This window comes from Xanthomonas sp. 3075 (assembly GCF_014197275.1).
GTDB lineage: Bacteria > Pseudomonadota > Gammaproteobacteria > Xanthomonadales > Xanthomonadaceae > Xanthomonas > Xanthomonas campestris_B.
This window is the reverse complement of record NZ_JACIFI010000024.1, coordinates 21112-34784: the sequence shown is the minus strand read 5'-3', so window position 1 is coordinate 34784 and position 13673 is coordinate 21112. Positions and strand designations below refer to the sequence as shown.

The following is a 13673-nucleotide window of genomic DNA, read 5'->3' as shown; positions in this document are numbered from 1 at the left end:
GCATCTGTGACAGATCACGCACTCTTAACACTCTGTATTCAGAAAATCCCTACCCCTCGTGGCGATCCCCCACGCACCAGCCCGCTGCGGCCTCACCGCCCGATTGCCAGGCTTCACGCATGCCGCCCGCACCGCTCCCGCGCAGCGTCTACGCCACGACGCGCGCGTGGTGGCGCCCCGATTGCTCAACAAGATGCTGGTCGGCATGGACGGACGACGCGGACGCATCAGCGAAGTCGAGGCGTATTGCGGCAGCGAGGATGCGGCCGCGCATTCGTTTCGTGGCATGACGCCGCGCACGCAGGTGATGTCCGCTGCGCATGGGCACCTGTATGTGTATTTCATCTACGGCATGCATTGGGCGATCAATACCGTCTGCGGCGGCGCGCCCGGTCATGCGGTGCTGATTCGCGCGCTGGAGCCGCTGGTCGGTATCGACCGCATGCAGGCAGCGCGCGGTGGTGTGCCGGACAAACACCTGACCACCGGTCCAGGCCGTTTGACGCAGGCCTTCGGTGTGACGGCCGCCGACAACGGGCTGGATCTGACCGATGGCGGGGCACGCTTGTGGATCGAAGACGACGGCACGCCGCCGCCTGCGACCCCACTGGCAACACCGCGGGTCGGCATCCGCAAGGCGGTGGATGCGCCGTGGCGCTGGGTGGTCCCGGGTAGCCGCTATCTGTCGCGCCCGCTACCGCGGTTCAGCGATACACGGCGTGCGCTGCCAGGCGACTGAGCCAGCCACTGCTCCATCGGGGTTTGCTCTGCAGCCCCGGGGCCACGCTGCAACACCTGCAGCGCCTGCTCGGTGTGTTCGGCAGTAAGTTCCTGCAGCGGTTGCAAGCGCTCTGCGGCCCACACCGCCATCGGCATGCCATCGAGATACGCGACGCGATTGCCGGGCACGCGCGCCACGCGCTCGCCGGGCAGGAGGCTGCCCAGCAGATTGCTCGGGTCGCTGGCGCTGACGCATACCCACTGTTGCGGCAAGGCCTGTGCACGCACGCGGCGCAATGCCGCGATCGCATCCGGCAACGCGAACTGCTCGCCGGACAGGCCGGCGATGAATCGGCCACCACGGATGTCGCCACGCGCTTCAAGACGTTGATACATGCGCAGCAGTTCGCGCCACGGTGGCAGCCATGCGGCCTCGCGTTCGAGCAGACGCCAACACACCACCCCATAGCGCCGCAGCAAGCTGCGCGCGACATGTTCCAGCATGTCCTGGTGGCGCTCGCTGGCTTCGGCCAACGGCACCTCCGGCAACGCGCGCACCGGCGCCCAGCGGCCGGCATCGCGAATCCCCAGCGCATTGGCACGGCGACGGTGGCGCGATAGTGCGCTCGGTCGCTTGGAAGCCGGCACCAGCAGCGCGCGCAGCCCGGCATAGCTGTCGCAGTGCGCGCGGCCGCGCATCACCAGCTCGCTCAAGGCCTCTTCCAGTTCGGTTGTCATCAAGCCGGCGGCGTCGGCGATCTCGTCGAAGAACAGCGCACCTTGCTGCTGCAAGACCTCCACCACGCGTTGCGCGCGCGAGCCCAGGGGCGCGTCGTCGGCATCGCGTGCCAGGCTGCTCCAGCGTTGCGCCTCGCGACGTGGCAGCAACACGATCGGCGTGGTCCGCAGCGCCACACCGCTGCGTCCACCGCCGGGGCGTAACCGCGCCCACACGGTGCGCCCGGCGGTGCACAACTCGTCCAGCCATGCCGGTCGATAGTCGCGCACGCGTGCAGGCAGCAACTCGCTCTCCCAGAGCACAGCTGGTGCCTCGAAGCCTTCCAGCTGCCCGACCACGCCGGCCAATGCATCCGGCCCCGCCACCCGGCTACTGCCGTCCACGTGCTGCCACTCGAACAGAAAGCGCGCGTAGTCGCGCTGCGCCACCGGCTCGATCTCGCGGCGCAATCGTCCCAGGGTATAGCGATGGATGCGCGCCAGCAGATGGCGTTCGCACCATTCTTCCGACTGCGCCTGCGCACTGAACCGCCCGGCCATGACATAGCCCTCGCGCTGCAAGGCGGCCAAGGCAACCAGGATCTCGGCCGCGGGCAACTGCAGTGCGCCGGCCAACGCCGGCACCTGCGCCGGGCCAACGGCAGACAAGCGTCCACGCAGCAGTTCGCGGATGGCCCACTCACGCGTCCATTCGTCAACACGACAATCGGCCGGCGCCTGTAACGGCGGCTGCGGCAACGCCTGCGGATACAGCGGCAGGAACCAGTCGATGCGCTCGGCACTGATCCACAGCGCCGGTGCGCCATCCAGGGCAAGACAACTGGCGCGGCCATCGCCAGCAAGTGCGGCCAGCCACACATGCCAGTGCGCATCGGCGGCTTCATCGACGGGAAGTACGCCCAGCCCGACCAAGGCCTCGTGCATTTCCTCGGCATCGCGTGGCTGCGGCCATGCCTGCTCGCGTACCGAGGCGATGGCATCTGCATCGAGCTGCCCCAGGTCGTCGCTGCTCTGCGGCAGGTAGTGGCGGTTCTGCACGGCCTGGGTGCGGCGTTCTTCCAGTGGTGCGTCGTCCAGAAACGCATATGGCCGCGCGTTCAAGGCTTCGGCGGCCAGCGGCGACGGCGCAGCGAGATCGCGCGCCACCAGCGTGATCGCGCCCGATTCCAGCCCGCGCAGCACCTGCAGCCAGCCTTCGCTGTCCATGGCCTGATGCAGGCAATCGTCCAGTGTCTGCATCACCAGCGGGTGATCGGGCACTTCGCGCTCGCCGACCAGATTCTCCGCGCAGGCAACCTGATCGGGAAACACGGTCGCCAGCAGATCCTCCGACTTCATCCGTTGCAGTTGCGGTGCGACCTTGTTGCCGCCGCTAAAGCGCGGCAGCGCCATCGCGTTGGTCGCATTCCAGCGCCAGCGCACGCCGAACAGCGGCGCATCCAGCAAGGCCTGGATCAACACATGCTCGGCCGATGACGAATGCAGATAGCGGGCCACCTCCTCCAAGGCAAAGCTGTGGCTGGTGGACAGCGACAACACGATCGCATCCTCGGTGGCGGCAGCCTGCAGTTCGAAGTTGAAGGTGCGGCAGAAGCGCTTGCGCAACGCCAGTCCCCAGGCACGATTGATGCGGCTGCCATATGGCGAATGGATCACCAACTGGGTGCCGCCGGTGCCATCGAAGAAACGCTCCATCACCAGGCAATGCTGGGTCGGCATCGCGCCCAGCGCCACGCAGGCACTGGCGAGGTAATCCACCAGTTGCCGCGCCGCCTCCGCCGTCAGTCCCCGTTCGCCCACCAGCCATTCGCAGGCGGCCTGGTGCGGCGCTGTTTCGGACGGCACGGAGTCGAGCCGTGCCGCGATCTCGTCGCGCAAACGCGATACCGCCGCCGACAGTTCGTCGCTACGGCCTGGCGCCTCGCCCAGCCAGAACGGAATGTTCGGCGGCGCCCCCTTGGCGTCTTCCACCCGCACCCGCCCCGCTTCCACGCGCAGAATGCGGTAACTGGCGTTGCCCAGTTGAAACACGTCGCCGGTCAGGCTTTCGACGGCGAAATCCTCGTTCACCGTGCCGATCTTGTCTGCCTGCGGCTCCAGCACCACGCTGTAGTCGCCCGTCTCGGGAATGGTGCCGCCGGAGGTCAGTGCGGTCATGCGTGCGCCGCGGCGCGCATGCAGGCGCCGATGCACCGCATCGCGATGCAGATAGCCCGCACGCGGCCCGAGCCGGGTGCTGAAGCCGTCGCACAACATGCGCACCACGCGATCGAACGTGGTGCGGCTCAGTTGCGCGAACGGCCATGCGCGACGCACCAGCGCGAACAGCGCGTCCTCGTCCCAGTCTTCGCATGCGGCCTCGGCCACGATCTGCTGTGCGAGCACATCGATCGGTGCCAGCGGAATGCGCAAGGCATCCAGTTCGCCACGGCGCACGCTATCCAGCAGTGCGGCGCACTCGACCAACTCATCGCGGGTCTGCGGAAACAAGCGTGCCTTCGGCGTCCCACCGACCGCATGCCCGGAACGTCCGGCACGCTGCAGGAACGTGGCGATCGAACGCGGCGACCCGAGCTGGCAGACCAGATCCACATCGCCGATATCCAGCCCCAGTTCGAGCGAGGCGGTGGCCACCAGCACGGTGAGTTCGCCGGCCTTGAGTCGCCGCTCGGCCAGCAGACGGGTTTCGCGCGACAGGCTGCCGTGGTGCGCGGCGACGCGCTGCTTGCCGAGCAGATCGCCAAGATGGCGCGCTGCGCGCTCGGCCATGCGCCGCGTGTTGACGAACACCAGCGTGGTGCGATGTTGCTGCGCGAGTGCGGCCACGCCGGCATACACCTGTAGCCACTGATCGTTGGACATCACCACGCTCAGCGGCGTCGGCGGCAAGGCCAGTGCCAGATCGCGCCTGCGGGTGTAGCCGATATCCACGATCTCGCAGCGCGGCGCCAGCTGGCCGGCATCGCCCGTACCGACCAGGAACTGCGCCACGGTCTCGATCGGCTTCTGCGTCGCCGATAACCCGATACGGGTGATCGGACGCTCCGCCAGCCGCTGCAAGCGCTCCAACGTCAGCGCCAAATGACTGCCGCGCTTGTCCGCCGCCACCGCATGGATTTCATCGACGATGACGGTACGCACATGGCGCAATGCGCTGCGCCCGGAGGCCGAGCCCAACAGCACGTACAACGACTCCGGCGTGGTCACCAGAATATGCGGCGGCGTGCGGCGCGCTTGTGCCCGCTCGCGCTGCGGGGTATCGCCGGTACGCACTGCCGTGCGCACTGCCACATCCGGTAGACCGCTAGCGACCAGTGCGGTGCGGATCCCCTGCAGCGGCGCATCCAGGTTGAGATGGATGTCGTTGGACAGCGCCTTCAATGGCGACACGTAGACCACACGGGTTTCGTCCGGCAACGCACCGCCGTGGGCCAGGCCCTCGCGGATCAAGCCGTCGATGGCGGCGAAGAATGCGGTCAGCGTCTTGCCCGAGCCGGTCGGTGCGGCGACCAGCGTGTGGCGTCCGGCCTGGATTGTCGGCCACGCGGCGACCTGCGCCTGGGTCGGCGCGGCAAAGGTCTGCGCGAACCACACAGCCACGACGGGATGAAACTGCTGCAGGACCGGATGCATAGGCGATAGCGCACACCGTCACGCCAAACCAGGGCGCGCGGCGCATCGATGCGATATGGCGGGAGTTCACTGGATGGGGTTGCGCTGTATCCGACACAAGCCGGCCGCGACGACGGCGGTGAATGGTTTAGAACTGCGATCGCTCTTGTTGCGCGGCGTCCAGGCGTGCATGGCCGGTGCCTGGACACGGCATGCCACTCATGCACTCGGGCGCGTTCGCCTGCTCCGCGCCCGGCCGACCGCCGCTTGCGCTCTGTCGTCAGCCACATCGGTGGAGACACTACGCTGCCGGGGTGATCGCTGGACTCGGTCAGCGCAGGTGTTCCCGGATGGCATGCGCTGACGTGGACAACCGCACATCTGGTCCTGATGCGTGCGCCGACGATCGATGCCCGCGTGTCGGCCGTGACCCTGCAAATGGCCGACGCTCGGCTGATTGGATGCAAGCACCTCGGCATCGGAACGTAGGTGCGCCGATTGTCGATCGGCCGCATGCCATGGCACATTGGCGGCATGCCCAGCCTTATTCTATTGATGATTGCCGGCGCCGCGCTGTACGCGTTCTGGAACTCCTCGCGCGCCGCTGCCGAACGCGCCGGTATCCTCGGCCGCAATGCCTGCCGCGCTGCCGATGTGCAGTGGCTGGATCAGAGCGTGCACTCCACCAGCATCCGCCTGTGCCGCAAGGCCAATGGCTGGCTGGGCTTCGAGCGAACGTTCCGCTTCGAGTATTCGCACGACGGCATCGACCGCCACAGTGGCCGCCTGGTGCTGCGCGGCGATCAGCTGATCGCCTTCACCGGCCCGCAAGTGGCCACGGTGACGCCGCTGAATCCCGAGCATCAGCGCCTGAATTGACAGCTAGCTGTTGCTGGGCGCGTCAGCATGGCGGTCGCGCGCATTGCGGTGGATCGAACGTCCCGACCATCGCTGGTTCCCGGCATCGCCGCACCGCCATCCTCGCTGGCGATGGCCTGACCGGCAGCAGGTAATGCGACGATGCACCACATGCAGCCCGACCCACCCCGTTGCGCGGGGGAACAGGCGACATACGTGGATGCAACTGCACCCATGCAGACGTTAAAAGCCCCGACGCGTTGCGCGCCGGGGCTCTTAGCTACTTGACCACACGCAGATGCGGGCGCTTGCCACTGCTGGGTGGCTCGTCCGGCGTGGGCGCACCCGGCGGCGGCGCACCCGGATCCGGTGGCTCGCTGCTGGTCCCAGGAATGTCATCCGGCAACGCCATGCCCTGCCCGGTCTCACGCGCGTACACCGCCAACACCGCCGCCATCGGCACCATCACCGGATGGCTGACGCCGCCGAAGCGCGCGTTGAAACTGACGCTCTCATTGTCGACCTGCAAGCCGACCACGGCACGCTCGGCGATGTTCAACACAACGCGGCCGTCCTTGACGGCACTGGCAGGCACCTGCACACCTGGCAGCCCTGCGTCCACCAGAACGTGCGGCGTCATGCCGTTGTCGTTGATCCATTCAACCAAGGCCCGCAACAGGTACGGGCGATGGCTGGTCATGCGGGGGAAATCTTCGCTCATGGCGTCATTTTACCCGCACACGGCCCGCAGCGGCGGCTGCACAACAGGGCGTCGGTCTGTTGGCATACAGTCGGCGCATCAGCCCGGCATATCGCGCAGTTTCTTTTCCTGATCGGTCAGGCTGCGGATGAAGCCGGGGTTGCGGAAGATCCGGTTGCCATAGTCCTCGATCGCCTTGCCGTCCTTGGGCAGACCGATCTCCAATGCTTCCAGTCGCCAGATGATCGGCGCCATCGCGCAATCGGCCAGACTCATTTCCGGATTGAGGAAGAACTTGCTGGCCTTGAACAGCGGCACCGAGGCGGTGAGCAGTTCTTTCAGGCGCTTGCGGCCGGCCTCGGCCTGGGTCTTGTTGCCGAGCTGGATCGCCTGCACCTGCGGCACCCAGTCGTGCTCGATCCGCAGCATCGCCAGACGCAGGCGCGCGCGCGAGAGCGGGTCCACCGGCATCAACGGCGGATGCGGGTAGCGCTCGTCGAGGTATTCGCTGACCACCGACGCGGCGTACAGCACCAGATCGCGTTCGACCAGGGTGGGAACCGAATGATAGGGATTGAGATCGATCAGATCTTCGGGGGGATTTTGCGGGTCGACCGGCACCAGGTCGTAGGTCACCCCTTTCGCCGCCAGGACCAAGCGGACCCGGTGGCACAACACGTCGTCGTTGGACGAAAACAAAGTCAAGGTATTCCGCATACGCACACTCGTCGCCATTCAAGGCTCTCCGACGACCGGAATCCGCCGGCCGCATCGGCGCGGCCGGCCCAACGCCGACCGTCACCACGGTCCTTCGAGTGTGCAATCACGTCACGCAAAAGCCAAGAGTGATAGACACCATTCGCCGGCGATTTGGCCATGTTTCTATCTCGAATGTGCGATGGCGCGAGCGAATGACGCCAAATACGCACGCAGTGAGCGGCTGGTCTGCACCCAGCCCGAACAGATGGCTGGCAGTCCAGGCCACGGATGACGGGCTGGGTGCAGGTGGCCGCACGCGACGCTGCCTATCGACACACCGGTCAAACACGCCCTGCCATCCACAGCTACATCGTCGACAAGGCCGATGATCCGCGCCGAACGCAGCGAGACACCGCGCCGCACGAAAATTAACGCGCGCAATCCACAAGGACAGCGCAGATTTCCGTCAATGCAGGCCTTGCCGGCGTGTCGCCCTCGCCTACGTTGCGGCGAGGGGTTCTGTGCAGGTGTCCGATGTGGAAGGGCGACGCGGCACTGCAGCCGCGCCCAGCGCTCAACCTGGCGTTACGCCAGAGGAAGTCAGTGCACGTCCTTCCAATATTCCTGCTTGAGCAAGTAGGCCAGGAAGGTCAGCAGGACCAGAAACAGGATCACCCATACCCCCATGCTCTGTCGCTTCAACACGGCCGGCTCGCCGGCGTATTCCAGGAAGTTGGTGATATCGCGCACGGTCTGATCGAACTCCACCGGCGTCTGGCGGCCCGGCTGACCAAGTTTCAGCCCCTGCACCGGTTTGTCGCCGGTGGCCTTGTCGGGCGGACCGAACTGCGCCTGTTGCAGGCCTTGCAGCTCCCACAAGGGATTGGGCATGGAGGCATTCGGGAACAACTGGTTGTTCCAGCCCAACGGACGGGTCTGATCCAGATAGAACGACTTGAGGTAGGTGTAAACCCAGCCGGTGCCGCGCACCCGCGCAATCAGCGTCAGATCCGGCGGTGCCTTGCCGAACCATTTGGTGGCCGCATCGTGCGGCATGGTGGTCTCGATGTGTTCGCCGACCTTGGCACCGGTGAAGTTGAGGTTGGTCATCACCTCTTCCTCGCTCAAGCCCAGATCGCTGGCCATGCGCGAGTAGCGCAAATATTTCAGCGAATGGCAGCCGGAGCAGTAGTTCATGAACAACTGCGCGCCACGCTGCAGCGATGCACGGTCGCTCAGGTCGTTGCCGGCTTGCTGCACCGCCCCGCCTTCGGCCGCGACCGCCCCGGCAGCAACGAGCAAGCCGCAGAGCAAGGCGGCAGCGCGCATCTTCCATGACCTCACGATGGACTTAGTCATGCATGGTCACCCGTTCCGGTACAGGTTTGGTCTGATCCAGCCACGTCCACAACGGCATGGTGATGAAGAACGCGAAGTACAGGAAGGTCAGCACGCGCCCCACATAGGTCTCATGGGCGTCGGTACCGGGACCGGAACCGATCACGCCCAGCCACACGAAGCACACCACCAGCACGCCAAGCGCGACCTTGGAGATCCAGCCGCGATAGCGGATCGAGCGGACCTTGGCGCGGTCCAGCCATGGCACCAGGAACAGGATGGCGATCGCCGAGAACATCACCAGCACGCCGCCGAGCTTGTTGGGCACCACGCGCAACATCGCGTAGTACGGCGTGTAGTACCACACCGGCTTGATGTGCTCCGGCGTCACCAGGCGATTGGCCTCGGTGAAGTTGTCGTGCTCCAGGAACAGGCCACCGAAGGCAGGCGCGAAGAAGATGATGAAGGCCGCGATCAGCAACAGGAAACCGACACCCACCAGATCCTTGACCGTGTAGTACGGATGGAATGGAATGCCGTCGGCCGGTTTGTGCGCGTCCCAGCGGTTGCCCTTGGGCCCCTTCTTGATGTCCACACCATCCGGGTTGTTGGATCCCACTTCATGCAGCGCGCCCAGGTGCAGCACCACCAGCAGCAACAGCACCAGCGGCAGCGCGATCACATGCAGTGCGAAGAAGCGGTTGAGGGTGGCATCGCCGGGCAGGTAGTCGCCCATGATCCACTCGGTCAACCCGTTGCCGATGACCGGGATCGCCCCGAACAGCGAGATGATCACCTTCGCGCCCCAGAACGACATCTGGCCCCAGGGCAACACATAGCCCATGAAGGCCTCGGCCATCAGCACCAGGTAGATCAGCATGCCCAGGATCCACACCAGCTCGCGTGGTTTCTGGTAGCTGCCGTACATCAGGCCGCGGAACATGTGCAGGTACACCACGATGAAGAACAGCGAGGCGCCGGTGCTGTGCATGTAGCGGATCAGCCAGCCCCACTCCACGTCGCGCATGATGTATTCGATCGAGGCGAACGCCTCGGCCGCGCTGGTCTTGTAGTGCATCGTCAGGAAGATGCCGGTGACGATCTGATTGACAAGCACCACCATCGCCAGCGAGCCGAAGTAGTACCAGATGTTGAAGTTCTTCGGTGCGTAGTACTCGCTGATGTGCTTGCGGTACGTGGGCATCAGCCCCGGTGCGCGTTCGTTGACCCACTCGAACACGCCATTGGCGGTACGAACCAGGATATTGCTCATCAGGCAGCCCCCGTGCTTTTGGCCGACGTCCCGGCACCGTCGGGATCGACACCGATCACCAGGGTGTTGTCGTCCACGTAATGGTGTGGGGGCACCAACAGGTTGATCGGCGCCGGCACGCCGTCGAAGACGCGGCCGGACATGTCGAAGCGCGACTTATGGCACGGGCAGAAGTAGCCGCCCTTCCATTGCGGGTCGTAGGGCTCGGGGCGGATCTCGGCGACCATTTCCGGCGAGCAGCCCAGATGCGTGCACAGCCCGACCAGCACCGAGATATCGGACTTGATCGAGCGGTATTCGGGATTCTTCAGCACGTAGTCCGGCTGCTGGTCCTTGTTCTCGGACTTGGGGTCCTTGAGCCGGTCATCCAGGGACGGCAATGCGTCCAGCATCGCCTTGGAACGTTTGACGATCCAGATGGGCTGACCGCGCCATTCCAGAACCAGCCGTTGTCCTTCCTGCAATGCGCTGATGTCGGCGGTGACCGGTGCACCCGCCAACTTGGCGCGTGCGCTGGGATTCCACGACTTCACGAACGCAGCTGCGACAAATCCTGCTCCGACCACACCGACCACGGACGTTGTCGCGGTCAAAAACCGGCGACGCCCGAGATCAGCAGGTGCGTTTACCCCATCGTTGGCCATCCGGCTCTCCGATCTTGATTAGGTAGCGTGAGGCTGCCAACGGCTGGCGGGGGGTCCAGCCGCGATGAATCGACCGCAGTGTAGCGGAACGCTTAATACACACACAATGCAATGTACGCAGTCGGACCGGCGCAGTGCAAATGGTAGATGCCTGCATCGACGGATCGCATGCGTGAGAACACGCGCCGCGACGCAGCTGGCTGTGACCCAATGCGCAACACAGACCACGGGATGCCGGAGGTGGAGCGGATGGACGCACGCGCAGCGGATGCGGCCAGAACGCTGCGCGGAGGTCGGCCCATCTACGGATCGCATCGCACGGCACGCAACTGCATGCCGCCTGCAGGCGTTGCGTGGAGACGCAGCCCTCAATTGGCGGTGGTGGCCTGCCCACGATAGCGACCGGCCAGCAGCCCGACGCGTTGCACATAGCGCTGGGTCTCGCTGTAAGGCGGCACGCCGCCATAGCGATCCACTGCGCCTTCGCCTGCGTTGTAGCCGGCTGCGGCGAGCGTGAGATCGCCATTGAAGCGTTTCAGCAACCAGGAAAGATATTGCACGCCGCCGCGAATATTTTGCGTTGCATCATAGGCATCGCTGACACCGAAACGGCGTGCGGTGCCAGGCATCAACTGCATCAAGCCTTGGGCGCCGGCGCGACTGAGCGCCAGCGGGTTGTACGCCGACTCGGCATGGATGATCGCCCGCACGATGGCTTCTTCGACACCGAAATCGCGCGCGGCTGCGGTGATTTCCTGCTGGTAAGCATTGGTGTTGAGGCGGATCGCGCCAAAATTGACGCCAGGCTTGGCACCGCAGGCGTAACAGGTTTCGATGAAGCTGTAGTGGATGGTGCGCAGGCCTTCGATGCTGGCGACCTGGCGTGGGCGCGCGCTGGTGTAGTGGCGCACACCGTCCTTCATGTAGGAATAGACCTGCCCGCTGACCACGCGGCGTGGATTGACCGCTGCGGCGGCAGGCATGGGCGCGACCGACGTTTCCGACACCGGCTGCGTGCGCGGCACGATCACCGAAGCGACCTCGGCTGCGCGCGGCGCGCGCGCGCTGGCCGGCAGGCTGATGATCGTGGCCGGTGCCCCGCTATCGATGTTGGAGACGCTGCGCGTAGACCCCGCCACCGGAGCGGCGACCGGGCTCGCCACCCGTGGCGGCAGCCGACGCACAGAACGATCCGGGGTATAGCTGCTGATGACGCTGCAGCTCGCCCCACTCTGACGCTTGCTCAGATAACTGGTCATGCCATCGCCGCTGACGCATTTGTACAGGGTGCCGGCGCTGACCGGCGCCGCCGACAACGTGACAAGGACCACCCCCAGCAGTCTTGACATCCCCTTCATGTGGCGGAGTGTCCCAGCTTGCCCGGAGCTTGCCAAGTGCAGCCATCGGTTATCCGGGCAACGGGTCCAGTCGCACGCGCAACGCGTTCAGCGCCTGGCTCAACGGTTCGCGCACGCTGTCGGGACAGATCCGGTCGAACGGCAGATCGAGCAGCAACAGGTTGGCCGCCAGTGCCGGCATGCTCGGTGCCCCCAGGCCAAGCCAGCAATAGTCGGTGCCTTCCGCTTCCAGCGCCCCCAGCCAGGGCGGAATGCGGGCGGCGAGCACGTCGAGGGTGCCGCGCAGCCGCACTCGCGCCCGGCACGGGAACGGCGACTCGCCGATCGCCTTGCGCAGCAGCTGCAGCGGTTCTTCCGGCAACGCACGGGCGACGCATGGCCCCCCAGTCACGACAGCCTGGTCGATCCGGTCGGCCCGCAAGGTGCGCCAATCCTGGCGTTCGCAGTCCCACACCAGCAGGTACCAGCGTCGCCCGTAATTCACCAATAGCGCCGGCTCGACCCGCCGCGTGATGGGCGCACCGGAATGACGGCGATAGTCCAGTTGCAGTGCGACGCGGTCGCGGCAGGCACTGGCCAAGTGCGCCAGCAGCGCTGCATCCACCAACGCCCCGGCTTCCACGATCGGCAGACTGGCCATGGCCGCATGCGCGCCACTGGCATGCTGACCACTGCGTCGCGGTAACAAGGGATCCAGCTTGGCCAATACGCGGGCGGCAGCGGCGTCCATATCGCCGATTGCCGGGGCGGCCGCACGCAAGGCGATCGCCACCGTCAGCGCTTCATCCTCTTCGAACAACAACGGCAACGTGGCTGCCCCCTGCCCCAGCCGGTAGCCACCGGCGGTTCCGGTCGCGGCATGCACCGGGTAACCCAGCTCGCGCAGGCGGTCGATATCGCGCCGCACGCTGCGTGGGTGAATCTCCAGCCGCTCGGCCAGGGCTGCGCCCGACCAACGACGACCGCCTTGCAACAGCGAAAGCAGACGCAACAGGCGGGCGGCGGTGGAGGCCATTGCGCCACCGTATTGCGGACAGAACATGTCCGCAATAGGTGCGTAGGATTGCCGCATCACCTCGTGTCGCCTTTCGCCTCCACCAAGGAACCGCAATGTCCGATCGTCACATCACCCTGTTCCACAACCCCCGCTCGCGTTCGCGTGGCGTGCTGGTGCTGCTGGAAGAACTCGGCGCCGACTACGATCTGCAGATCATCAACCTGGAAAAAGGCGAGCAGCGCACGCCGGACTACCTGGCGATCAACCCGATGGGCAAGATCCCCGCGATCCGTCATGGCGATGCGGTGGTCACCGAGCAGGTGGCGATCTATCAGTACCTGGCCGAGTTGTATCCGGAAGCCGGTCTGTCGCCGGGACCGGGCGATGCGGATCGCGGCGCCTACCTGCGCTGGATGGCCTTTTATGGCTCGGCGTTCGAGCCGGCGATCATCGACCGTGCGCTGAAGCGCGAGGCGCCGCCGCGCGGGATGTCGCCATATGCCGATTGCGACACGGTGCTGCAGGTGGTCGATACGCAACTGGCCAAGGGCGACTATCTATTGGGCGAGCGCTGCAGCGCGGCCGACGTGCTGTGGGGTGGCGCGCTGGGCTGGATGGTCGATTTCAGCCTGATCGACCCACCGGCCACCACCCGCGCCTACATCGCCCGCATGGCCGACCGCCCGGCGTTCGCCCGCGCCGAGGCAACCAACGCCAAGGCCTGACCATCGGACGC

Annotated in this window: 11 protein-coding genes; 3 read left to right on the top strand and 8 right to left on the bottom strand. The window is 65.7% G+C overall.

Annotated elements, in window-relative coordinates:
* The first annotated feature begins 103 nt into the window (after positions 1–103).
* Positions 104–739, top strand: coding sequence for a DNA-3-methyladenine glycosylase (locus GGR62_RS18055; RefSeq protein WP_184409252.1), 636 nt, complete (start codon positions 104–106; stop codon positions 737–739).
* Here GGR62_RS18055 and GGR62_RS18050 read toward each other — a convergent pair.
* On the bottom strand, positions 679–5091 hold the full coding sequence (locus GGR62_RS18050) for a DEAD/DEAH box helicase (RefSeq protein ID WP_184409217.1): 4413 nt from the start codon (positions 5089–5091) through the stop codon (positions 679–681). The genes GGR62_RS18055 and GGR62_RS18050 overlap by 61 nt on opposite strands.
* A gap of 477 nt (positions 5092–5568) precedes the next feature.
* Between GGR62_RS18050 and GGR62_RS18045 the strand changes: the two genes are divergently transcribed.
* Positions 5569–5949, top strand: coding sequence for a DUF3301 domain-containing protein (locus GGR62_RS18045; protein ID WP_184409251.1), 381 nt, complete (start codon positions 5569–5571; stop codon positions 5947–5949).
* 259 nt (positions 5950–6208) lie between these two features.
* Here the strand turns inward: GGR62_RS18045 and GGR62_RS18040 are convergent, their stop codons facing one another.
* From GGR62_RS18040 to GGR62_RS18010, 7 genes are all read right to left on the bottom strand, one after another.
* Positions 6209–6649 (bottom strand): ClpXP protease specificity-enhancing factor, encoded by a 441-nt coding sequence (locus tag GGR62_RS18040; protein WP_184409216.1) that lies wholly within the window; start codon positions 6647–6649, stop codon positions 6209–6211.
* A gap of 78 nt (positions 6650–6727) precedes the next feature.
* The gene (locus GGR62_RS18035) at positions 6728–7363 is read right to left on the bottom strand and encodes a glutathione S-transferase N-terminal domain-containing protein (protein WP_184409215.1); all 636 of its coding nucleotides are present in this window, start codon (positions 7361–7363) and stop codon (positions 6728–6730) included.
* A 564-nt stretch (positions 7364–7927) separates the two neighbouring features.
* A complete protein-coding gene (locus tag GGR62_RS18030) occupies positions 7928–8686 on the bottom strand; it encodes a cytochrome c1 (RefSeq protein ID WP_184409214.1) in 759 nt (252 codons plus the stop codon).
* Positions 8679–9938 (bottom strand): cytochrome bc complex cytochrome b subunit, encoded by a 1260-nt coding sequence (locus tag GGR62_RS18025; RefSeq protein ID WP_184409213.1) that lies wholly within the window; start codon positions 9936–9938, stop codon positions 8679–8681. Before GGR62_RS18025 ends, GGR62_RS18030 begins: the two co-directional genes overlap by 8 nt.
* Positions 9938–10582, bottom strand: coding sequence for a ubiquinol-cytochrome c reductase iron-sulfur subunit (petA, locus tag GGR62_RS18020; RefSeq protein WP_184409212.1), 645 nt, complete (start codon positions 10580–10582; stop codon positions 9938–9940). Before petA ends, GGR62_RS18025 begins: the two co-directional genes overlap by 1 nt.
* A gap of 368 nt (positions 10583–10950) precedes the next feature.
* Positions 10951–11940 (bottom strand): lytic transglycosylase domain-containing protein, encoded by a 990-nt coding sequence (locus tag GGR62_RS18015; protein ID WP_184409211.1) that lies wholly within the window; start codon positions 11938–11940, stop codon positions 10951–10953.
* A gap of 49 nt (positions 11941–11989) precedes the next feature.
* A complete protein-coding gene (locus tag GGR62_RS18010) occupies positions 11990–12955 on the bottom strand; it encodes a WYL domain-containing protein (RefSeq protein ID WP_184409210.1) in 966 nt (321 codons plus the stop codon).
* Between the two features lie 95 nt (positions 12956–13050).
* Between GGR62_RS18010 and GGR62_RS18005 the strand changes: the two genes are divergently transcribed.
* A complete protein-coding gene (locus tag GGR62_RS18005; protein ID WP_184409209.1) occupies positions 13051–13662 on the top strand; it encodes a glutathione S-transferase family protein in 612 nt (203 codons plus the stop codon).
* Positions 13663–13673: the final 11 nt, after the last annotated feature.

Bases quoted from the DNA above. Each gene is read 5' to 3' on its own strand.
- GGR62_RS18050 (WP_184409217.1), bottom strand. From the start codon at position 5,091: ATGCATCCGGTCCTGCAGCAGTTTCATCCCGTCGTGGCTGTGTGGTTC.
- GGR62_RS18040 (WP_184409216.1), bottom strand. From the start codon at position 6,649: ATGAGCGAAGATTTCCCCCGCATGACCAGCCATCGCCCGTACCTGTTG.
- GGR62_RS18035 (WP_184409215.1), bottom strand. From the start codon at position 7,363: ATGGCGACGAGTGTGCGTATGCGGAATACCTTGACTTTGTTTTCGTCC.
- GGR62_RS18030 (WP_184409214.1), bottom strand. From the start codon at position 8,686: ATGACTAAGTCCATCGTGAGGTCATGGAAGATGCGCGCTGCCGCCTTG.
- GGR62_RS18025 (WP_184409213.1), bottom strand. From the start codon at position 9,938: ATGAGCAATATCCTGGTTCGTACCGCCAATGGCGTGTTCGAGTGGGTC.
- petA (WP_184409212.1), bottom strand. From the start codon at position 10,582: ATGGCCAACGATGGGGTAAACGCACCTGCTGATCTCGGGCGTCGCCGG.
- GGR62_RS18015 (WP_184409211.1), bottom strand. From the start codon at position 11,940: ATGAAGGGGATGTCAAGACTGCTGGGGGTGGTCCTTGTCACGTTGTCG.
- GGR62_RS18010 (WP_184409210.1), bottom strand. From the start codon at position 12,955: ATGGCCTCCACCGCCGCCCGCCTGTTGCGTCTGCTTTCGCTGTTGCAA.
- GGR62_RS18005 (WP_184409209.1), top strand. From the start codon at position 13,051: ATGTCCGATCGTCACATCACCCTGTTCCACAACCCCCGCTCGCGTTCG.